At 62.7% G+C, this 19446-nt stretch carries 23 protein-coding genes; 20 read left to right on the forward strand and 3 right to left on the reverse strand.

Translation table 11 applies throughout. The features are described from left to right. The first annotated feature begins 92 nt into the window (after window positions 1-92). From V6942_RS06450 to V6942_RS06520, 15 genes are all read left to right on the forward strand, one after another. Window positions 93-377: a DNA-binding protein gene (locus V6942_RS06450; protein ID WP_333500966.1), complete on the forward strand. Its 285-nt coding sequence runs from the start codon at window positions 93-95 to the stop codon at window positions 375-377. Continuing rightward, window positions 374-844, forward strand: a complete 471-nt coding sequence (locus tag V6942_RS06455; RefSeq protein ID WP_333500967.1) for a hypothetical protein — start codon at window positions 374-376, stop codon at window positions 842-844. The genes V6942_RS06450 and V6942_RS06455 overlap by 4 nt, the downstream gene beginning before the upstream one ends. Before the next feature lie 5 nt (window positions 845-849). Continuing rightward, window positions 850-1164, forward strand: coding sequence for a hypothetical protein (locus tag V6942_RS06460; RefSeq protein ID WP_333500968.1), 315 nt, complete (start codon window positions 850-852; stop codon window positions 1162-1164). Further along, the gene (locus tag V6942_RS06465) at window positions 1161-2048 is read left to right on the forward strand and encodes an ATP-binding protein (RefSeq protein ID WP_333500969.1); all 888 of its coding nucleotides are present in this window, start codon (window positions 1161-1163) and stop codon (window positions 2046-2048) included. The genes V6942_RS06460 and V6942_RS06465 overlap by 4 nt, the downstream gene beginning before the upstream one ends. Before the next feature lie 2 nt (window positions 2049-2050). Next, window positions 2051-2656 (forward strand): hypothetical protein, encoded by a 606-nt coding sequence (locus V6942_RS06470; protein ID WP_333500970.1) that lies wholly within the window; start codon window positions 2051-2053, stop codon window positions 2654-2656. A gap of 14 nt (window positions 2657-2670) precedes the next feature. Further along, complete coding sequence (locus V6942_RS06475; protein WP_333500971.1) at window positions 2671-5361, forward strand: Hint domain-containing homing endonuclease; 2691 nt, start codon at window positions 2671-2673, stop codon at window positions 5359-5361. Further along, the gene (locus tag V6942_RS06480) at window positions 5358-5780 is read left to right on the forward strand and encodes a DUF6511 domain-containing protein (RefSeq protein WP_333500972.1); all 423 of its coding nucleotides are present in this window, start codon (window positions 5358-5360) and stop codon (window positions 5778-5780) included. Before V6942_RS06475 ends, V6942_RS06480 begins: the two co-directional genes overlap by 4 nt. Then, on the forward strand, window positions 5780-6535 hold the full coding sequence (locus tag V6942_RS06485) for a hypothetical protein (protein ID WP_333500973.1): 756 nt from the start codon (window positions 5780-5782) through the stop codon (window positions 6533-6535). Before V6942_RS06480 ends, V6942_RS06485 begins: the two co-directional genes overlap by 1 nt. Beyond that, window positions 6532-8724 (forward strand): AAA family ATPase, encoded by a 2193-nt coding sequence (locus V6942_RS06490; RefSeq protein WP_333500974.1) that lies wholly within the window; start codon window positions 6532-6534, stop codon window positions 8722-8724. Before V6942_RS06485 ends, V6942_RS06490 begins: the two co-directional genes overlap by 4 nt. After that, complete coding sequence (locus tag V6942_RS06495) at window positions 8721-9116, forward strand: hypothetical protein (RefSeq protein WP_333500975.1); 396 nt, start codon at window positions 8721-8723, stop codon at window positions 9114-9116. Before V6942_RS06490 ends, V6942_RS06495 begins: the two co-directional genes overlap by 4 nt. Beyond that, window positions 9109-9576 carry a hypothetical protein gene (locus V6942_RS06500; RefSeq protein ID WP_333500976.1) on the forward strand — a complete coding sequence of 156 codons (468 nt, stop codon included), beginning with the start codon at window positions 9109-9111 and terminating at the stop codon, window positions 9574-9576. Before V6942_RS06495 ends, V6942_RS06500 begins: the two co-directional genes overlap by 8 nt. Window positions 9577-9578: 2 nt before the next feature. Next, entirely contained in the window at window positions 9579-9782 is a 204-nt protein-coding gene (locus tag V6942_RS06505; protein WP_086912152.1) for a hypothetical protein, read from the forward strand. Further along, window positions 9775-10161: a DUF6362 family protein gene (locus tag V6942_RS06510; RefSeq protein WP_333500977.1), complete on the forward strand. Its 387-nt coding sequence runs from the start codon at window positions 9775-9777 to the stop codon at window positions 10159-10161. Before V6942_RS06505 ends, V6942_RS06510 begins: the two co-directional genes overlap by 8 nt. 194 nt (window positions 10162-10355) lie before the next feature. Further along, window positions 10356-11654, forward strand: a complete 1299-nt coding sequence (locus V6942_RS06515) for a site-specific DNA-methyltransferase (RefSeq protein WP_333500978.1) — start codon at window positions 10356-10358, stop codon at window positions 11652-11654. A 109-nt stretch (window positions 11655-11763) separates the two neighbouring features. Beyond that, window positions 11764-12885, forward strand: a complete 1122-nt coding sequence (locus V6942_RS06520; protein WP_086912155.1) for a Fic family protein — start codon at window positions 11764-11766, stop codon at window positions 12883-12885. 22 nt (window positions 12886-12907) lie between these two features. Here the strand turns inward: V6942_RS06520 and V6942_RS06525 are convergent, their stop codons facing one another. From V6942_RS06525 to V6942_RS06535, 3 genes are read right to left on the reverse strand one after another with little or no spacing between them, the layout of a single operon-like run. Further along, a complete protein-coding gene (locus tag V6942_RS06525; RefSeq protein WP_333500979.1) occupies window positions 12908-13354 on the reverse strand; it encodes a DUF3489 domain-containing protein in 447 nt (148 codons plus the stop codon). A 46-nt stretch (window positions 13355-13400) separates the two neighbouring features. Next, a complete protein-coding gene (locus tag V6942_RS06530; protein WP_086912157.1) occupies window positions 13401-13622 on the reverse strand; it encodes a hypothetical protein in 222 nt (73 codons plus the stop codon). A gap of 46 nt (window positions 13623-13668) precedes the next feature. Then, a complete protein-coding gene (locus V6942_RS06535; RefSeq protein WP_333500980.1) occupies window positions 13669-13875 on the reverse strand; it encodes a DUF6900 domain-containing protein in 207 nt (68 codons plus the stop codon). A gap of 355 nt (window positions 13876-14230) precedes the next feature. On the opposite strand from V6942_RS06535, the gene V6942_RS06540 reads away from it, so the two are divergent. Genes V6942_RS06540 through V6942_RS06560 form a run of 5 tightly spaced genes read left to right on the forward strand, consistent with a single transcriptional unit; the run spans window position 14231 to window position 19446 of the window. After that, window positions 14231-14758 carry a hypothetical protein gene (locus V6942_RS06540; RefSeq protein WP_333500981.1) on the forward strand — a complete coding sequence of 176 codons (528 nt, stop codon included), beginning with the start codon at window positions 14231-14233 and terminating at the stop codon, window positions 14756-14758. Then, entirely contained in the window at window positions 14682-16583 is a 1902-nt protein-coding gene (locus V6942_RS06545) for a phage terminase large subunit family protein (RefSeq protein ID WP_333500982.1), read from the forward strand. Before V6942_RS06540 ends, V6942_RS06545 begins: the two co-directional genes overlap by 77 nt. A gap of 18 nt (window positions 16584-16601) precedes the next feature. Then, window positions 16602-16808 (forward strand): phage head-tail joining protein, encoded by a 207-nt coding sequence (locus V6942_RS06550; protein ID WP_333500983.1) that lies wholly within the window; start codon window positions 16602-16604, stop codon window positions 16806-16808. A 2-nt stretch (window positions 16809-16810) separates the two neighbouring features. Then, entirely contained in the window at window positions 16811-18316 is a 1506-nt protein-coding gene (locus tag V6942_RS06555) for a phage portal protein (RefSeq protein WP_333500984.1), read from the forward strand. Beyond that, a complete protein-coding gene (locus V6942_RS06560; RefSeq protein WP_333500985.1) occupies window positions 18313-19446 on the forward strand; it encodes a head maturation protease, ClpP-related in 1134 nt (377 codons plus the stop codon). Before V6942_RS06555 ends, V6942_RS06560 begins: the two co-directional genes overlap by 4 nt.

A 19446-nucleotide genomic window follows, 5' to 3' on the forward strand; every position in this document is an offset into this window, starting at 1 on the left:
GTCTAATGAGCGTCTAAGTTTTACCGGATGAGCGTCTGAAGTCATATCCGGAGGATGCGCAGTGTTCCTCAACAACCCCATGGAGCGCTGCAATGCCAAATCCAACGGCCACCCACCCGAGAACGGGTGAAACCCTGCCGGCCATTCCCTCCGGCACCGATCCTGCCACCAAAACCCGGCTCTGCCAGCAGGCACTTGCCGAACGCTGGGGGCTTTCACCGAAAACCCTTGAGCGCTGGCGTGTACTGGGCATCGGCCCTGTCTACATCCGCCTGCCCGGCAAGGTCGTCTATCGCATCGAGGACGTCGAGGCGTTCGAGCGCAGTTCGCTGCGCCAGAGCACCGACCAAGCCTATCGCGAAGGAGGTGGGGTATGAACCGTCTCTCTCCCGATCAGGCATTGGCCACCCCGGCCGGCGAGCTCGCTGAGCTTGCCAGCGAATCGCTGTTCCAGCTCAAGAACGACGCCGCTGATCTTCTGGCTGCAGCCAAGGCGATCGTCGAGCACGTCGATCGCGCACTGGATCTCAAGTACGCCGACCGCGCGCACCAGCTCCGCCTGGCAGCCGGCAAGGACACCGGCGTCGTCCATTTCGACGACGGGCACGTCCGCATCACCGCCGATCTGCCCAAAAAAGTCGACTGGGATCAGACGCGGCTCGCCGATATCACTCGTCGCATTGCAGTCAACGGCGACGACCCGTCCGAGTACGTGGAGATCAGCTACCGGATCTCGGAAACCAAGTTCAACGCGTGGCCCGAGTCGCTCAAGAGCGCCTTCGCCCCGGCACGCACCCTCAAGACCGGCAAGCCGGGCTTTCGTCTCGCTCTGCTTCAGGAGTAATCGCCATGAAAACCAAACCTACGCTGCTCGAACTGCTGCGCAAGAAGCCGGAAATGTACCTTCGCGATCTGCCGGAAACCATCCGCATCCCGGCGCTGGACGGCAGCCGCCCAGACGAAGTCGTGCGTCGGCTGGAGGATGCCACCCTCGATGACGTGGCATTCGCAATCCAGGCCCTCGAGTCCGAAACCCGCGTCATCCATCGGCGCCTGGGTGGTCTGCGCGACCTGTACGAAATGGCCCGCAAGCGTGGCGCACTCGGCGTGACCTCCGTCGCGGACGCGTTCGCCAACATCAGCACCGAGGAGGCCGAGAAATGAGCCTCCCCATCATTACTGCAGACCAGCGCCTGGCCGAGCGCCGTGGCGTAAAGGGTGTGCTCGTCGGCAAAAGCGGCATCGGAAAAACCTCACAACTCTGGACGCTGAAACCCACGGCCACGCTGTTCTTTGATCTTGAGGCTGGTGATCTCGCGGTCGAGGGCTGGGCCGGCGACACGATCCGTCCGCGCACCTGGCAGGAGTGCCGTGACTTCGCGGTGTACATCGGCGGACCGAACCCGGCGCTGCGCGACGACCAGCCGTTCAGCCAGGCCCACTTCGATGCCGTGTGTGCGCGCTTCGGCGATCCGGCCGTGCTGGACAAGTACGACACCGTGTTCGTCGACTCCATCACCGTGGCCGGACGCCTGTGTCTGCAATGGTGCAAAGGCCAGCCTCAAGCCTACTCCGAGAAGACCGGCAAGCCAGACAGCCGGGGTGCATACGGGCTGATGGGCCAGGAAATGATTGGCTGGCTGACCCACCTGCAGCACACACGCGGCAAGAACGTGTGGTTCGTCGGCATCCTCGACGAGCGGCTGGATGACTTCAATCGCCGCGTGTTCTCCCTGCAGATCGACGGCACCAAAACCGGACTTGAGCTGCCGGGCATCGTCGATGAGGTCATCACCTTGGCCGAGCTGAAGGCCGACGACGGTGCCAGTTACCGCGCCTTCGTCTGCCACACGCTGAACGCATGGGGTTACCCCGCCAAAGACCGCTCCGGACGCCTTGATCCGATCGAGGAGCCGCACCTCGGCCGCCTCATGGAAAAGATCGCCGGCCCGGCCCGGCCCGCTAACGAACGGCTCGATTTCGCGCGCCCCGCGCCCGCTGTCGCAACTGTCCCTAACACCGAATCCACCTCGACTCAGGAGTCCTGATCATGACCTACTTCGATTTCAATTCCGCTTCCGAACAGACCTCTTTCGACCTGATCCCCAAGGGCACGCTGGTGCGTGTGCGCATGACGATCCGCCCGGGCGGCTTCGATGATCCGTCGCAGGGATGGACCGGCGGCTACGCCACCCGCAACGACAACACCGGTTCGGTGTACCTGAACTGCGAGTTCGTCGTGATGGAGGGTGAGTTCGCCCGTCGCAAGATGTGGTCGCTGATCGGCCTGCACAGCCCGAAAGGCCCTGAGTGGGCCAACATGGGCCGCACTTTCGTCAAGGCGATCCTCAACTCAGCGCGCAGCGTTCATCCTGGCGACAACAGTCCTGCCGCGCAGAACGCGCGCCGCATCAGCGGGTTTGCCGATCTCGATGGCATCGAGTTTCTCGGCAAGGTCGACTGGGACAAAGACCAGAACGGCCAGGACAAGAGCGTCATCAAGGCCGCGATCACGCCCGACCACAAGGACTACGCCGCCCTCATGGGTGGCGCGCAGGGAGCAGCGAAGGCGCCTGCACCCGCAAACGGGTCGAACGCGTATGCCCAGGCCACTGGCCGTGCCTCCGTGCCGGGTCGTCCAAGCTGGGCACAGTAAGGGGGGACGCCGCCATGATGCTTCGTCCCCGCCAAGCCCTGTTGGTCGAGCGCTCTTTGGCGGCGCTTGCCCAGCACGGTAACACCCTGTCTGTCGGCCCCACCGGATGCCACGCGCCCGGCACCCCCATTTTGATGTTCGACGGCTCCATCAAGGCAGTCGAAACCATTTCGGTGGGCGAACTGTTGATGGGCCCTGACAGTAGGCCACGCCGTGTGCTGGAACTTCACCGTGGTCAGGATGAGATGTTCGAGATCCGCCCTATGAAGGGTGATCCGTTCATCGTCAATGCAGGCCACATCCTGACGCTGGTACGCACCAACGACGGGAATTTTGGCCGTGCCCATGAGGTCGTCGACATTGCCTTGTTCGACTATCTGAGTCAGTCCGCCACGTACCGGCACCTGCACAAGCTCTTTCGCGTGGCAGTGGATCTCCCGGGGCGCCAGGATCTGCCCATCGATCCGTATTTCCTCGGCGTGTTGCTGGGCGACGGCAGCCTCAAGAACAGCATCAACATCACCACGCCAGATGTTGAGATTGTCGAAACGGTTCATGCCCAGGCTCGGCATTGGGGCCTGACGGTACGTATCGAACAGCTCCCCAATAACCAGGCCAACAGCTACTACTTGGTGAGCACACGCACGGAGCGCAATCCGCTGATCGAGCAGATCAAGGCCCTGGGACTGCGTGATCGGTGTGCCCAAGACAAGTTCGTACCCGACCGCTACAAGTGTGCTGACCGTTCTTCGCGCTTGGCGATTCTGGCGGGTTTAATCGACACCGATGGGCATCTGTCGAGAGGCGCAATGTTCGAGTTCTCCAGCCGATCGCGGCAACTCGCGCAGGACGTCTGTTATCTCGCACGCAGCCTGGGGTTCCTGGCGACGTTGCGCAAGAAAGTAGTGAACGGCGTGGATTACTGGCGTGTCCATCTGAGCGGTGAATGCGACCAGATCCCCACCCGCGTACTGCACAAACAGGCGCCGCCGCGTCGGCAGATCAAGAACGTGCTTCGCACCGGCTTTACCGTGCACCCGGTCGGTCAGGGCAACTATGTTGGTTTCACCGTCGACGGTGATCACCGCTACCTGCTGGGTGACTTCACGGTCACACATAACTCGGGCAAGACCATCATGCTCTCGGCGGTCGCCGGCAGCTTGTTGGCCGAGCCAGATGCCAAGGCATGCATCCTCGCTCATCGCGATGAACTGACCGGCCAGAACCTATCCAAGTTTGCACGGGTGAATCCGGGCGTCAGCACCTCCGTGTTCGATGCCAAGGACAAATCCTGGTCCGGGCGCGCCACGTTCGCGATGGTGCAAACGCTGTCGCGTGACAACCATCTCACTGCCATCCCAATCCTCGATCTGCTGGTGATCGATGAAGCGCATCACGCAGCGTCGGCGTCGTACCGCCGCGTGATCGACCGCGTGTTGGACAAGAACCCGCGCGCCCAGATCTTCGGGGTGACGGCAACGCCTGCCCGCAGTGACGGGAAGGGACTGCGGGAAGTCTTCAGCAACGTCGCGGATCAAATCACCCTTGGCGAATTGATCGCCTCCGGCCACCTCGTGCCGCCACGCACCTTTGTCATCGATGTCGGCGCCCAGGAGCAGTTGACGCGGGTGCGGCGCACCGCAACCGACTTCGACATGACGCAAGTCGAGGCGATTCTCAACAAGACGCCGATCACCGATGCCGTGATCCGTCATTGGCGGGAGAAGGCCGGCGAGCGCAAGACGATCGTGTTCTGCTCGACCGTCGCCCATGCCGAATGTGTGCGCCAGGCCTTTCAGGATGCCGGGGTGTCTGCCGTGATCGTGCACGGCGAGCTGTCTGATGCTGAGCGAAAGGCACGCCTGGCCGAGTACGAATCCGGCAGCGCGCAAGTCGTGGTCAATGTGGCTGTGCTGACTGAAGGGTACGACTTCACACCCACCTCCTGCGTGGTGCTGTTGCGACCCAGCTCGCACAAATCAACACTGACCCAGATGATCGGGCGTGGCCTGCGCACCATCGACCCAGCGGAGCATCCGGGCGTCATCAAGACCGATTGCGTGGTCCTGGACTTCGGCACCGCGACCTTGATGCACGGATCTCTGGAACAGGAGGTCAATCTCGACGGGCACCAGCATCACGGCGAAGCGCCCACCAAGGACTGCCCTTCCTGTGAAGCCACCGTCCCGCTGGGCTGCCGCGAATGCCCGCTGTGCGGCTTCGTCTGGGAGAACGAGACCGCCGAGGAAGGTGATGCGCTGGCCGATTTCGTGATGACCGAGATCGATCTGCTCAAGCGCTCCAACTTCCGCTGGTGCGACCTGTTCGGCTGCGACGACGCACTGATGGCGACTGGCTTCAACGCCTGGGGTGGCGTCTTCTTCCTGAACGGCCGCTGGCACGCCGTGGGCGGCGGTAAGGATCTGCAGCCGCGCTTGCTGGCGGTTGGCGACCGCACGGTTTGCATGGCCAAAGCCGATGACTGGCTAAACGACCGCGAGTCGGCTGACTCCGCGCACAAGACCCGTCGTTGGCTGAACGAGCCGCCGACGGCGAAGCAACTCCAGTATCTGCCGCAGGCGCTGCGCGCCGACTTTGGCATGACGCGCTATCAGGCCTCGGCGCTGCTGTCCTTCCAGTTCAACAAGTCGTCGATTCAGCGCCTTGTGGTGGCCGCCAACGATGCCCACCGGGAGGCCGCGTGAAATGTGCAGTCTGCTCACGAAAGGCCAAGGGCTTCGGCTACTTCAATCCACGCCTGCCGCGCAGCGACCCTGGGCGCTACTCGGAAGGCTGGATGTTCTGCTCCATGCGCTGCCAGAACGCGTTCTGCAAGCTCATGACAAAAACGGAGGGACAAATGATCGATCCCAGTGAGATGGAGCTGGCTGCCATGGCGTCCTGCCTGGCGCCGCTTGGCGAGTATGTCGGCTCTATCGGCATGCAGCGCCCGCTGGTGGACTACAGCAAAGACGAAGTGCTGATGCTGATCGACGTGGTGGTGACCGCCTACCAGGAACACATGCTCGTCGAGCACGAGCGGATGGCAGAGAAGGATCGCGCTTTTCTTGAAGAGCGACTTGTCCGCCAAGGCAAACCGGCTTCGACGGGGGTGCCTTTCTGATGCTGGATTTCAATCACCGCCCCAAGATCCATGAGCAGATCGGCGTGCTCATCGATACCTCGCTGAGCACTGAACGCTACAAACAACCCCGGCGCAACTATCTCGGTGCGTCGAGGTTGGGCGTTGCTTGCGAGCGCGCGCTGCAATACGAGTATCTGCAAACACCGGTCGATCCTGGCCGAGACATACCGGGTCGCGTTCTGCGCGTCTTCGAGGTAGGCCACGTCCTCGAAGCGTTGGCCATCCGTTGGCTGCGCATGGCCGGATTCGATCTGTACACCCAAAAGGCCGGCGGCGGCCAGTTCGGCTTCTCCGTCGTGGGCGGTCGGATTCAAGGGCATGTCGATGGCGTGCTGAACGGCGGCCCTGCAGAGCTTGAAATGAGCTATCCGGCCCTGTGGGAGTGCAAGACCATGAACGACAAGTCCTGGCGGGATACGGTCAAGCACGGTGTCAGCAAATCCAAACCGGTCTATGCCGCGCAGATGGCCATCTATCAGGCCTACATGGAAGCTAGCATCCCGGGCATTTCCGCGAACCCGGCGTTGTTTACCGCGATCAACAAGGACTCCGAGGAGATCTGGTTCGAGCTGGTACCGTTCGACGGCGGCCTGGCGCAGCGGATGTCCGATCGCGCGGTTCGGGTCATCACGGCGACCGACAGCCAGGAACTGTTGCCGCGCCATGCGACTACACCGACGCATGTCGAGTGCAAGTTCTGCCCCTGGCAGGACCGCTGTTGGGGTTCGACATGATGGCCGACAACATCATCTGGCTCGACTTCAATGACGCCCCCGAGCAGCGCGACGAACTGGCCACGGACACCGATGCGCTGCGTGCGGGGTTGCTGGACCGGCTCGAGGCCGTTCTCCACTACCTGTTTCCGCAGGGGCGCATCCGGGCCGGCAAATTCTATGTAGGCGATGTGGATGGCAACCCCGGCAGAAGTCTGGTGGTTGAGCTGGACGCTCCACGGCGCGGCCTGTGGAAGGACTTCTCCACCGACGAAGGCGGCGATGTCATCGATCTGTGGGCGCGCTCGCAGGGTCGCTCCGCCCGCAGCGACTTTCCCCGCATTGCTGGCGAGATCCGGCAGTGGCTGGGTCTTCCTACGCCGAACATCACGCCGATGCGCCGCGATGTTCGCAGCGTGCCGATGGACGACCTCGGCGCTTACACCGCCAAGTGGGACTATCTGTCACCCGAGGGCGAACTTATCGCCTGCGTTTACCGCTACGACCCGCCGACCGGCAAGGAATACCGCCCCTGGGATGTTCGCGCCCGCATGTGGCGCGCACCCGACCCCAGGCCGCTCTACAACCTCCCGGTCATCTTTAAGACGCGAGAGGTCGTCCTAGTCGAAGGCGAGAAGTGTGCGGCTGCATTGATCGCTTGCGGCATTGCGGCCACCACCGCCATGAACGGCGCCAAGGCCCCTGTCGACAAAACCGACTGGCATCCGTTGGCGGGGAAATCGGTGGTCATCTGGCCGGACCGGGACGCACCTGGCTGGGACTATGCCGAAAGTGCCGCGCGTGCTTGCGTGGCTGCGGGCAGCACCTCCGTGGCCATCCTGGTGCCGCCCACCGACAAGCCAGCCAAGTGGGATGCCGCAGACGCTGTCGACGAAGGTTTCGACTGCGCGACATTCATCGCCCAGGGCGAACGCCGCGTGGTCAAAGTGGCGGCTCCTTCTCTGCCCACCTTCACGCTCGGCGAACTGCTCGACGACAACTCACCTGTGCCACCCGATCTGATCTCTCCGCGCGTGTTGACGCCGGCAGGCATGTTGGTGTTCGGTGGCGCGCCCAAGGTCGGTAAGAGTGACTTCCTTTTGTCGTGGCTGGCGCACATGGCCGCTGGCGCTGCGTTTCTGGGCATGCAGCCACCCAGACCACTGCGTGTGTTTTACCTGCAGGCCGAGGTCCAGTACCACTACCTGCGCGAGCGCGTGAAGGATGTCCGCCTGCCGTCGCATCGGCTGCTGGACGCCCGCGCCAACTTCGTGGCCACACCGCAGTTGCGGCTGGTGCTCGATGACGCGGGAATGGCGCAGGTGATCCCGGCGATCATGAACGCCTTTGGCGGTGAGCCTCCCGACATCATCGCCATTGATCCGATCCGCAATGTGTTCGACGGCGGCGATGCCGGTGGCGAGAACGACAACGGCGCCATGCTGTTCTTCCTGTCGCAACGGGTAGAGCGGATTCGCCAGGCGGTCAATCCGGACGCTGGCGTCATCCTCGCACACCACACCAAAAAGCTCGGCAAGAAGCAGTTTGAGGAGGACCCGTTTCAGGCTCTGGCCGGCGCGGGAAGCCTGCGTGGCTACTACTCGACCGGGATGTTGCTGTTCCGGCCGGATGAGACGCGCACGACCCGTCAGCTGATCTATGAGTTGCGCAACGGTGCCGGCATTCCGCTCAAGCACATCGACAAGGTTCAGGGTGAGTGGCGCGAGGTCGACGCCAACGAGCGGCTGGTGATGAAGGAATACGGCGAGCGGCTGGATGCGGAGCGACGGCGTAAGCGCGACGCGATCCTGGAGATTCTGTTTCAGGAAGCTGCCAATGGACGCTGCTACACCGCCAATCAGTTTGCCGAAGGCTTTGAAGGCAAGGCTGGGCTGGGTGGCGAGCGCACCATCCGCGAGCGGCTATCGGCCCTGGCGACCCAGGGCTACATCAAGTATTTCCGCAACGCCGCTGACTACGGTTTGCCGTCCTGCGGGCGCACCAAGTTCGGCTACCTGTGTGTGGAAGGCATGGCGTTGCAGATGGCCATCGGACCGCCTGATCCGGACACCGGGGAGGTCGTGATGCAGACACATCTCGTCCTGCCCACCCACTACAAATGCCCGCAATCGGGGGCCGCCATGCCGGTCGAGAACCCCGAGGTGTGGGTGTACCAAGACGATCTCAACGATACCCAGGAGCCTGCATGAATACGCATCGTCAAGTTGGCAAAATTTCTGCCAACTGGAACCCACTTTTTGCCAACTGGATTCAGTTGGCAGACCCTTGCCAACTTCATTCCTTTGTAAATCAACCACTTGAGCTCAAGTTGGCAAGTTGGCAAGTTGGCAACGCTGCCAACTTGCCAACTGACGCAAACCCGCATGGTTACTGGGTTTCTCCGGGTTTTTCAGTTGGCGAAAACTCCCCTCTCCCTACGGGAGAGGTGGACACCCCCGACTACGGTCGGGGTGTCCACCTCGTTCTCGGACGTCGTCCGGTGGTCTGCATGGGGGTGGTCCAAGTGGCGGTTGGCGCAATGCGGGGCTGCCCTGTTGCTGCCCAGAAGGCTCAGTTTCAGCGAGGTCCTCGCCATGGCTAAAGCACGCGTATTGGCTATCGATCTGGGAACCATCACCGGCTGGGCATTGCGCTCCAACGACGGTCGCATCGCGCATGGGTTTGCCCGATTCAAGCCTGACCGCTTTGAGGGCGGCGGCATGCGCTACCTGAGGTTCAAGCGCTGGCTGACCGACATCAAGCAATCGACCGAAGGTCTTGATGCGGTGTACTTCGAAGAGGTTAGACGGCATCTGGGCGTGGATGCGGCACATGCCTATGGCGGCTTCATGGCGCACCTGACTGCCTGGTGCGAACACCACCAGGTCCCGTATCAAGGTATTCCGGTCGGCACGATCAAAAAGCACGCTACCGGCAAAGGCAATGCAGGCAAGACCGAGGTCATCGCAGCCATGCGTGCTCTGGGCCACCCGGTCACGGATGACAACGAGGCCGATGCCCTGGCCTTGTTGCACTGGGCCATCGATACGCAGGAGGCCTGACCATGAAAACACCGACACCTCACTACCGCTGCCCCCTGGGGCGCCTGCAGCCCCAGTCGCCCGATCTGGACGCCATCAAGCAAAGCGGCTGGCTGGAGCAGCGCATCCTGGTCGTGCATGCCGATGACAGCCGCCTGGACTTTCTTGAACAGGAGATCGTTCGGCGCATCGGACAGCGGCTTTACGGAGGGTCTCGCCATGCCTAAGTGGACGATCGAAGATGTGGCCTTGCGCTTCAGTCAGGCGGCAGATGTGGCCCGACGTCTGCCAGCGGTTCGGGTCCAGGGGTATTTCAACTGCTGGCCAGCGATCAAACGCGCCGAGCATGAAAACCTGGGTGCGGATGAACGGTTACCGGTCTATTTCCCGCCCAGCCCGGAGTCGGTTGATCGGATGCTGGAGGTGATGCGCTGGGTGCTCTGGCTGGAAGAAGAGCAACGGCACCTGGTCTGGATGCGCGCCAAGCGCTATGGCTGGCGGGAAATCGGTATCCGCTTTGCCTGTGACCGCAGCACCGCCTGGCGACGGTGGCAGATGGCCCTGGCCAAGGTGGCGCTGCACCTCAATCTGGAAGATCGATCATGAAATTGCATGAAATCGCCAGCGTCTTACAAGGTCTGCGCAGACCTGCGTAACGCTGCGGGTTGAACCCGAAATCAGGCGTGCAACATATCCGCCGGATTAGCGTAGTATTTCAGCTATCTTCTGGACAGAGGTGCGAGGCAGCCGCCCACCCTGATTTGGATACTACCTAACCCCACGAACCCGCCCTGAGCACCATGCTCTTGGCGGGTTTGTCGTTTCAAGGCTCCCAGACCATCGTGCAAATCGAATATCGTCCGATCGAGGCGTTGATTCCTTACGCCCGTAACAGCCGCACGCACTCGGATGCCCAAGTTGCGCAGATCGCGGCATCCATCCGCGAGTTTGGCTGGACCAATCCGGTGCTGGTCGATGGCAGCAACGGCATCATTGCCGGTCACGGTCGGGTGCTGGCGGCACGCAAGCTGGGCTTCGAGCAGGTGCCGGTCATCGAACTGGCGCACCTGACCGAGTCGCAAAAACGCGCCTATGTGCTGGCGGACAACAAGCTGGCTGAGAACGCCGGCTGGGATGATGAGTTGCTGCGCATCGAACTGGAGGCCTTGCAGGCTGCCGGGTTCGATCTGTCACTGACAGGCTTTGCCGATGATGAGCTGGCCGCGCTGATGGCTGAGTTGGCAGGCAACGAGGGATTAACCGACGATGACGCAGTACCGGAGGTCACCGACGACCCCGTAAGCCAGCTAGGCGATGTGTGGCTGCTGGGTGAGCATCGCCTGTTGTGTGGCGATGCCACCGACCTCGTGGCACTGGAGACTCTGATGGGCAGCGATTTGGCCGACATGGCGTTTACCGATCCGCCCTACAACGTCAACTACGCCAACACCGCCAAGGACAAGCAGCGCGGCACGCACCGGCCCATCCTCAATGACAATCTGGGTGAAGGCTTTGCCGGATTCCTGTCGGCGGCCTGTGCCAACTTGCTGACCTACAGCAAGGGCGCGGTTTACATCGCCATGAGCTCCAGCGAGCTTGACACCCTGCAACTGGCGTTTCGGGGTGCGGGTGGCAAATGGTCCACCTTCATCATCTGGGCCAAGAACACCTTTACACTGGGTCGCGCTGACTACCAGCGCCAGTACGAACCCATCCTGTATGGCTGGCGTGATGGCGTCGATCACTTCTGGTGCGGTGACCGTGACCAGGGCGATGTCTGGTTCATCAACAAGCCGGTCAAGAACGATCTGCACCCGACCATGAAGCCGGTAGAACTGGTCGAGCGGGCCATTCGCAACAGCAGCAAAACGCGGGACATCGTGCTCGACCTGTTTGGTGGTTCCGGCACGACCCTGATTGCGGCTGAGAAAACTCAGCGCCGCGCACGGTTAGTGGAGCTCGATCCCAAGTATGCAGACGTGATCGTCAAGCGTTGGCAGGACTACACGGGCAAGGCGGCCACATTGGCCGCCACCGGTAAAACCTTCGCGGAGTGTGCAACGTCAGATCAGCTGACTCCTGAACCGCAGGAGGCATGAGGCGTATTCAGCTGTGCCGACGGTTGTTGCGGTGAATGGCCTGTCTATTAACCGCACTATTTGCGGAGTTTGTCTTGACCGTGCGGCGAATGCTGGCCATAATCACCGCATGAAAAGCGAAGATAAGCGCTACATCTGGCAATGCAACGACTGGCCGCACTGGGTTTACGACCACAAGCGGCTGGCGTCCTTGCTTGCCCAGGTTCATCTGGCGCAGGGACACCTGCTGGGCCGCATGCACGACCTGGGGATGGATCTGCGTGACCAGGCGACCTTGCGTGTCCTGACCGAGGATGTGCTCAAGACCAGCGAAATCGAGGGCGAAAAACTCAACCCCGAGTCGGTGCGCTCTTCGATTGCCCGTCGCCTGGGTGTCGACATCGGTGCCTTGGCACCCGCTGACCGGCATGTCGATGGGGTGGTGGACATGGTGCTCGATGCCACCCAGCGGCACAACACGGCACTCACTGCGGAGCGATTGTTTGGCTGGCATGCCGCCATGTTTCCTACCGGCTACAGCGGACTTGCCAAAATCCGTGTCGGTGACTGGCGCGACGATGCGCAAGGCCCCATGCAGGTGGTTTCTGGTCCTGTGCATCGTCAAAAGGTTCACTACGAGGCGCCTCCAGCCAATCAGCTGGATGCGGAAATGGCGGATTTTCTGCTGTGGTTCAACGTGGATCAGCACGACGACCCGGTGGTTAAAGCGGGGCTGGCCCACCTGTGGTTCGTGACCATCCATCCCTTTGAAGATGGCAATGGGCGCATCGCGCGAGCCGTGGGTGACATGGCGCTGGCACGCGCAGAAAAATCAGCGCAGCGCTACTACAGCCTGTCGGCCCAGATTCAACGTGAACGCAAGGACTACTACGACCGTCTGGAAGCTACCCAGAAGGGTGACCTGGACGTCACCGATTGGCTAGAGTGGTTTCTGGCCTGTCTGCTACGAGCCCTCCTGGGCGCGGAGGAGACACTGGCTACGGTGCTCACGAAAGCCCGTTTCTGGCAGCACTGCGCCGGCATGCCGCTCAATGAGCGTCAGATCAAACTGCTCAACAAGTTGCTCGATGGTTTTGACGGCAAACTGACGAGCAGCAAGTGGGCGGCGATTGCCAAGTGCTCTCAGGACACCGCCCTGCGCGACATCACCGAATTGGTGGCGCGCGATGTGTTGAAGAAATCCGAGGCCAGTGGCCGCAGCACCAGCTACGAGTTGGTGGCACGGCCCTGACGTCCCTGAATGCGCCTCGTGCTCAGGCAACCCGGTAAACGCGCTGGCCATGGTCTTCCTTGCTGGAGCTCAGTGTCAGGCCCAGCTTCTTCTTGAAGGCACCGGCAAAGGTCCCGCGAACTGTGTGCGGCTGCCAGCCCGTGGCCTCAGCGATCTGGCTGATGGTGGCGCCTTCCGGGCGCTGGAGCATGGCGATGATCTTCGCCTGTTTGGTGTTCTCCCGGGTGCGCGGCGCGGCCTTGATCGGCTCGGCCGAAGCCTGTGGCACCGCGAGCCCCAACGCCGCGTAAGCCAAGTCGGTGACCCGGTGGCTCTCACCATCGATTTGAATCAGGCCCTGCCGCAGCAGGCTGCCCAACACCTTGTCACGGGCACCGCCCTTGAGGTTGTCGGGAAACCAGATCAGCTGCCCATCGGGCGACTGGATGGCGGTGTTGAGGATCAGGGTCTGGGTGTCGGTCAGTTTCATGGTCATCTCCTTGTGATGGATAGGTGTGCGTTGAATTGGGGTGCGCTTAAGCGGCGTACTCGCCTTCCTTGAAGTAGGCGTCGGTCACTTCCATGAGGGCAGTGACGTAGTGCGTCACATCACCGACGTGGCCCCAGGTCACCGCATCGGGGCTGACGCCAAAATGGTCATCGCGCATCTGTTGCAGCCGCTGGAGCAAGACGTCGAATTCGCCAGCCTTTGCGATAAAGCTGTCCAGGGCGGTGGGTTTGGCAGTCAGGGTGGTCATGGTCGGGTCCTTTTTGCGGGTGGGTGATCGTGTCTGTATGAACGCTTCATTCGGCCGGCTTAGCAACTCGTTTCTGGGGGATCTGCCGAGGTTTTTTGCCGGCCTGCTGACCTGCCTCAAAAGCCGCCTGCAGCGCGGCTTTGATGTTCCAGACCGCTAGGTCGTGGAAGTCCAACCGGTCGCTTTTGCGCGTGTCCAGGGTCTCGAGCCCGAGGATGGTTTGAGCGATGTGATCGAGCGTCGGGTGGGTCATGGTGTGGGCTCCGGTTGATTGCAATGACCGTATGAACGCTTCATTTCCGGAAGAAGCCAAGTTGAATCTGGCCGCTGTCGCATCAATCCCACGCAGGGACGGGCAGTGGCTCGCAACGCTTCGCTATTTCATCGCCGGGGACCCTGGCGATCTTGGTCAGTGCGGGGCGGCGGACCCGCGAGATTTGCGCAGGCACAGGCCGCGCTACGGTTTCGCTTCGCGGCCCAGTTCAAGGCGCCACAGGGCCTGGCCGTGAGCCGAGACGAAATGAGCGGCATCGGTGTTTCGCTTGACGGCGAAATGTCGGCGCTGCCGGCCCAACTTTGATTTCACCTTTACCCACGAGCCACTTTGCATGGCAACTGCCCCCATCGAATCGCTGGCCAAGCTGCTGGATCTGACTCCGCGTCGGGTGCAGCAGCTCGCCAAGGAAGGCGTGATCCCCAAGCCGGCCACACGCGGGCAGTACGACATCATCCCGTCCGTCGTGGCCTACATCCGCCACCTGCGGGCGGTGGCCAGCGGCGACGGCGGTGATCTCCTGACTGAAAAAACCCGCCTCGCCCGTGCCCAGGCCGAAAAAACCGAAGTCGAGATCGCTCGCCTCAAGGGCGTGCTGGTGCCCGCTGCGCAGGTCGAGCGCGCCTGGGCCAGCATGATCGCAGCCGCCCGAGCCAAGTTATTGACCCTGCCGGTGCGCGCCACTCCGTTGGTGCTGCCGCTTTCTGAGGAGTCGGCCATTGAACGGCTGCTGACGGACATGGTGCTGGAGGCCTTGTCGGAACTTGCTGAGGCCGCCCTTGACGATGATCCAGACCTTGCTAACCCGGGTGCGCTCGCTGTGGCGCCCCCCGCCGACGATGACGGTGAGCCAATGGGCTGACACGCATCTTTACCTCTCGCCCGAAGACAGTGCGGAGTCCGGCAAGTACCTGAGCGATCGTGCCCCGTATCAGCGCGGCATCATGGATGCGTTCAGCGAACCCGGGGTCGAGGAAGTCGTCATGATGTCCTCGGCGCAGGTGGGCAAGACGCTCATCCTGAAGTCTTTGATTGGCTACTTCATCGATCTCGACCCATCGCCAATCCTGGTCGTGCAACCCACCATCGAAATGGGGGAGACCTTCTCCAAGGATCGTCTGGCGCCGATGATCCGCGACACCCCGGCCCTGGTCGGCAAGGTGCGCGACGCCAAGAGCCGCGACTCGGGCAACACGATTCTCAAGAAACACTTCCCCGGCGGGCACCTGACGATCGCCGGGGCCAATAGCGCAGCGAGCCTGTCCAGCCGCCCGATCCGGATTCTGCTCTGCGACGAGGTCGATCGCTACCCGCCCTCGGCCGGCACCGAAGGCGATCCGGTCAACCTGGCCCGCAAGCGTACCGCCACCTACCGCGCGCGCAAGAAAGTGGCGCTGGTGTCCACGCCGACCCTCAAGGGGCACAGCCGAATCGAGCGCGCCTGGCTGCAGTCGGACCAGCGACGCTACTTCGTGCCGTGCCCCCATTGCGGCCACCGACATGTGCTGGAGTGGGCCAATGTGCTGGTCAATGAAGCGGACTTGGCGCAAACATCGCTGGTCTGCCCGTCTTGCGGTGCCCTGATCCGCGACAGCGACCGGCCGCTGATGCTCGCACAGGGGCACTGGATGGCCCAGTGCCCGCAACACCCGATTCCCGGGTTTCATCTGAATGAGCTCTATTCGCCCTGGCGCAAGCTCTCGGAGATCGCCAGCGATTTCCTGCGCGCCCGGGGCAATCCCGAAGAAGAAAAAACCTGGTGGAACACCGCCATGGGGCTGCCATTCGAAAGCGTGGGCGAGCGAGCCAGTGCCGACCTGCTGGCCCAGCAGCGCGAAGCGTACGCACCGGACCACCTGCCGACTGGCGTGCTGACCGTCACCGCAGGCGTGGACACGCAAAAGGATCGACTGGAAATCGAGCTCGTGGGCTGGGGTGCAGGTGAGGAGTCTTGGGGTGTCGAGCACATCGTGCTGCATGGCAACCCTGCGGAGCCCGCGCTGTGGCAGCAACTGGATGGCTTGTTGATCAACACCCGTCTGCCCACCGAGGACGGCCGGGCACTGCGCATCGCTGCCTGCTGTATCGACTCTGGCGGCCACCATGTGCAGCAAGTGTATGAGTTCGCCACCCCGCGTGCGGCGCGCAACGTCTGGGCGGTCAAAGGCCAGTTCGGGCCGCGCCCGGTCTGGCCCAAGCGGCAGACGAAGTCCAAAAAGTACCGTGGCCACACGGTGCGCCTGATCGGTGTCGACACCGCTAAGGACACGATCTATGCGCGCTGGCAGGTTGCGTCAGGTAAACCTGGCTACTGCCACTTTCCGATGTCGTATGACGACGCCTGGTTCGAGCAGGCCACTGTCGAAAAACGTGTGACCCGCATCGATGCCAGAGGCAATGAGGTGCGCGCCTGGCAAAAGCCCTCCGGGGCGCGCAACGAGGCGCTGGACTGCCGCGTGTATGCCTATGCCGCGCTGCAGGGACTCAAGATCGAGCGCCGCCTGGTGCTGGCCAAACTGGCTGGCGCAGTCATCGAAGGCGAGCGCATGACATCGCAACACGAGCCCGTCGTCGCCACGCCCAACGAGGGCTCGCCTCGGCTGAGGCAATCGCCGGCGCCTGCTGCCGGAACCCACCAATCACCAGCCCGTCGGGTCGCGGCATCCGCCTACCTGCGCCGACGCTGAGCATCGAGGAAATCTCACATGGCTTTTACCCAGGACGACGTGGTCCGGATCGAACGTGCCCTGGCCAAGGGTGAGCACATCGTCCGGTTTGCGGACCGCATCGTGGAATACCGCTCGGTGCAAGAACTCATCGAGGCCCGCGATCGCATGCTCAATGAGCTCTCGAAAGGTGGCGGGCGCCGTGCACGGCTGGTGCGCTTATTTCATGCCGGCAAGGGGTGGTGAGCATGTCCACGTCCTACCCCTGGTTGGCACAGCGCGGCTTTCTGTTGCCCCAGCGCTTGACCCGTGTGCAAGCCAGCTATGACAGCGCCGGCAACGGTCGTCGCCTGGGCGGCTGGAAGGCGCCTGATGGCGGGCCAAGTTCGGCGTCGCTCGCCGGTCTGCAGCACTTGCGCAATCGATCGCGCGCCGCCACGCGCAACGATCCCTATGCCTTCTCGGCCATAGACCGGCTGGTGTCGAACACCATCGGCACCGGGATCACCCCTAAGCCCCGCCATCCCGACGATGGCGTGCGGCGCCAGTTGCAGGCGTTGTGGGAAGACTGGTGCGACGAAGCCGATGCCGACGGCCGCACCGATCTCTATGGGCTGCAGGCGCTGGTTTGCCGGGCGGTGTACGAGTCGGGCGAGTGCTTCATTCGCCTGCGGCCCCGGCGGCTCGAGGATGCCATGGCGGTGCCCCTGCAGTTGCAGGTGCTTGAGCCTGAGTTCGTGCCGCACGACAAGCATGAGCAAGGCCGTGGCGGCAACGTCATCCGCGCCGGTATTGAATACAACGCAATTGGTCAGCGCATCGCTTACTGGATGTACCGCGCCCATCCCGGCGACGGCCCCAACCCTTCTATAGGCTTCAACGACCTGGTGCGCGTCCCGGCCGAGCAGGTGTTACACATCTATGAGCCGCTGCGCGCGGGTCAGCTGCGTGGCGTCCCCGTTCTGGCGCCGGTCTTGGCGCGCCTGAAGTCGCTCGACGACTTTGATGACGCGGTGCTGTTTCGGCAGGAGGTGGCCAACCTGTTTGCCGGCTTCATTCGCAAACCGGCGCCCGAGGACCCGCCGGTCGATCCGGTAACGGGCGCGCCCATCCAGAACGATGCCGATGGTTTCACCCCAATGGTGGGGCTGGAGCCCGGCACCCTGCAGGAACTGCTCCCCGGCGAAGAGGTGGATTTCTCCAACCCACCCGACGCCGGCAACACCTACCCGGACTTCATGCGTCAGCAGTTGCTGGCCACCGCTGCCGGGGCAGGTTTGCCCTTCGAGTTGCTGACCGGTGACCTGCGCAATGTGAACGACCGGGTGATCCGCGTGGTGTTGAACGAGTTTCGGCGGCGCATCGAGCAGCGCCAGTTTGGCGTTTTCGTCCACCAGATGTGCCGGCCTGTGCGTGCTGCCTGGCTGGACATGGCAGTGCTGGCCGGAGCCATCGCGCTGCCTGACTACCCTCGACAACGGCGCGCGTATCTGCGCACCCGCTGGGTGCCGCAAGGTTGGTCCTACCTGCACCCGGTGCAGGACGTGCAGGCCCGGCGCATGGAAGTGCGCGCCGGTTTCACCTCGCGCTCGGAAGTCGCGCTGCGCCAAGGCTACGACGCTGAACTCATCGATGCAGAAAACGCGGCCGACATCGCCCGCGCTGATGCCTTGGGCCTGGCCTATGACTCGGATGCGCGCGCCAACCCGGCAGAGCCCACACCAACCATTTCCAATCTTGAGGAGCCGGCATGAGCCACCTTCCCGAGGCTGCGCCAACGCGCAGCTGGTACCGCATTCAGGCCAAGACTGATGCCGATCAACCGAAATCCATCGAAGTGCTGATCTATGACGAGATCGGGCTGTGGGGCATCAGCGCCGCCCGATTCATCGACGAGCTCAAGGCGATGGACGATGGGCAGGCCGCGATCACGGTCGGCATCAACAGCCCCGGCGGTGATGTGTTCGACGGGTTTGCCATTCATAACGCGCTGCAGCGTCTGGGTGCGCGCTGCACCGTGCGCATCGACGGCCTGGCCGCATCGGCTGCCAGTGTCATCGCCTGTGGCGGGCATCAGGTGGTGATGGCGGCCAACGCCATGCTGATGATCCACAACCCGTGGACCTTCACCTACGGCAGTGCCCACGACCTGCGCAAAACCGCTGACATGATGGACAAGGCGCGCGACGGCATTCTGGCGGCCTACCGGCGCAAGGCTCCCGCCATCGAAGACGCCACGCTCATTCAGATGCTCGATGAAGAGACCTGGTTGAGTGCCGATGAGGCCTTGGCGCTGGGCTTGGTGGACGTCATTGGTGAGGCCGTGGCACTGCAGGCCTGCCGAGGCACGACCAATGTGCTGGCGCGCTTCAAGCATCCCCCCGAAGCCTTGCTGGCAGCCAGTGCTGAGTTGATTCCCGAAGAACCAGCCCAGGCGCCCGAGCTCCAGCTAGACCCGACCCGGCTCGCACGCAACGCTGCGCGTCTCTCTCAAGCCTGCCTGGCCTGCGGGTTGGCTGAATTCACCGAGGAGTTGCTGATGAACACCACCCTTTCCGATGACGGCGCGGTGTCCGCACAGATTGAGCGTCTGCAAGCGATTCGCACGCTGTGTGCCAGCGCCCGTTTGCCGGAGCTGGCGGCCGACTACGCACGCTCCGGTCTCAGTGTGGAGGCCGTGCGTGCGCGGCTGTTTGATCGGTTGCTGGCCGCGCAAGGCACTGCGATCGACAACAAGGAGCCGCCTATCACTCCTGAAGCCCAGGCGGCGCCCAGCCCGAACACGAGCGCCATCTACGCCGCGCGCAAGAAAAAGCCCAGCCGCCCGGCAGCCGTCAAAACGGCCACGCCCCAAGCGCCCACCTCCCAAGCACCCACCCCTTAA

The sequence above is a fragment of the Kluyvera genomosp. 2 genome (genome assembly GCF_036759865.1).
GTDB classification, from domain to species: domain Bacteria; phylum Pseudomonadota; class Gammaproteobacteria; order Enterobacterales; family Enterobacteriaceae; genus Kluyvera; species Kluyvera ascorbata_B.

What these genes read in the sequence shown, in the direction of transcription:
- V6942_RS06450 (WP_333500966.1), top strand. Translation starts at nt 93, where the DNA reads ATGCCAAATCCAACGGCCACCCACCCGAGAACGGGTGAAACCCTGCCG.
- V6942_RS06455 (WP_333500967.1), top strand. Translation starts at nt 374, where the DNA reads ATGAACCGTCTCTCTCCCGATCAGGCATTGGCCACCCCGGCCGGCGAG.
- V6942_RS06460 (WP_333500968.1), top strand. Translation starts at nt 850, where the DNA reads ATGAAAACCAAACCTACGCTGCTCGAACTGCTGCGCAAGAAGCCGGAA.
- V6942_RS06465 (WP_333500969.1), top strand. Translation starts at nt 1,161, where the DNA reads ATGAGCCTCCCCATCATTACTGCAGACCAGCGCCTGGCCGAGCGCCGT.
- V6942_RS06470 (WP_333500970.1), top strand. Translation starts at nt 2,051, where the DNA reads ATGACCTACTTCGATTTCAATTCCGCTTCCGAACAGACCTCTTTCGAC.
- V6942_RS06475 (WP_333500971.1), top strand. Translation starts at nt 2,671, where the DNA reads ATGATGCTTCGTCCCCGCCAAGCCCTGTTGGTCGAGCGCTCTTTGGCG.
- V6942_RS06485 (WP_333500973.1), top strand. Translation starts at nt 5,780, where the DNA reads ATGCTGGATTTCAATCACCGCCCCAAGATCCATGAGCAGATCGGCGTG.
- V6942_RS06490 (WP_333500974.1), top strand. Translation starts at nt 6,532, where the DNA reads ATGATGGCCGACAACATCATCTGGCTCGACTTCAATGACGCCCCCGAG.
- V6942_RS06495 (WP_333500975.1), top strand. Translation starts at nt 8,721, where the DNA reads ATGAATACGCATCGTCAAGTTGGCAAAATTTCTGCCAACTGGAACCCA.
- V6942_RS06500 (WP_333500976.1), top strand. Translation starts at nt 9,109, where the DNA reads ATGGCTAAAGCACGCGTATTGGCTATCGATCTGGGAACCATCACCGGC.
- V6942_RS06505 (WP_086912152.1), top strand. Translation starts at nt 9,579, where the DNA reads ATGAAAACACCGACACCTCACTACCGCTGCCCCCTGGGGCGCCTGCAG.
- V6942_RS06510 (WP_333500977.1), top strand. Translation starts at nt 9,775, where the DNA reads ATGCCTAAGTGGACGATCGAAGATGTGGCCTTGCGCTTCAGTCAGGCG.
- V6942_RS06515 (WP_333500978.1), top strand. Translation starts at nt 10,356, where the DNA reads ATGCTCTTGGCGGGTTTGTCGTTTCAAGGCTCCCAGACCATCGTGCAA.
- V6942_RS06520 (WP_086912155.1), top strand. Translation starts at nt 11,764, where the DNA reads ATGAAAAGCGAAGATAAGCGCTACATCTGGCAATGCAACGACTGGCCG.
- V6942_RS06525 (WP_333500979.1), bottom strand. Translation starts at nt 13,354, where the DNA reads ATGAAACTGACCGACACCCAGACCCTGATCCTCAACACCGCCATCCAG.
- V6942_RS06530 (WP_086912157.1), bottom strand. Translation starts at nt 13,622, where the DNA reads ATGACCACCCTGACTGCCAAACCCACCGCCCTGGACAGCTTTATCGCA.
- V6942_RS06535 (WP_333500980.1), bottom strand. Translation starts at nt 13,875, where the DNA reads ATGACCCACCCGACGCTCGATCACATCGCTCAAACCATCCTCGGGCTC.
- V6942_RS06540 (WP_333500981.1), top strand. Translation starts at nt 14,231, where the DNA reads ATGGCAACTGCCCCCATCGAATCGCTGGCCAAGCTGCTGGATCTGACT.
- V6942_RS06545 (WP_333500982.1), top strand. Translation starts at nt 14,682, where the DNA reads ATGATCCAGACCTTGCTAACCCGGGTGCGCTCGCTGTGGCGCCCCCCG.
- V6942_RS06550 (WP_333500983.1), top strand. Translation starts at nt 16,602, where the DNA reads ATGGCTTTTACCCAGGACGACGTGGTCCGGATCGAACGTGCCCTGGCC.
- V6942_RS06555 (WP_333500984.1), top strand. Translation starts at nt 16,811, where the DNA reads ATGTCCACGTCCTACCCCTGGTTGGCACAGCGCGGCTTTCTGTTGCCC.
- V6942_RS06560 (WP_333500985.1), top strand. Translation starts at nt 18,313, where the DNA reads ATGAGCCACCTTCCCGAGGCTGCGCCAACGCGCAGCTGGTACCGCATT.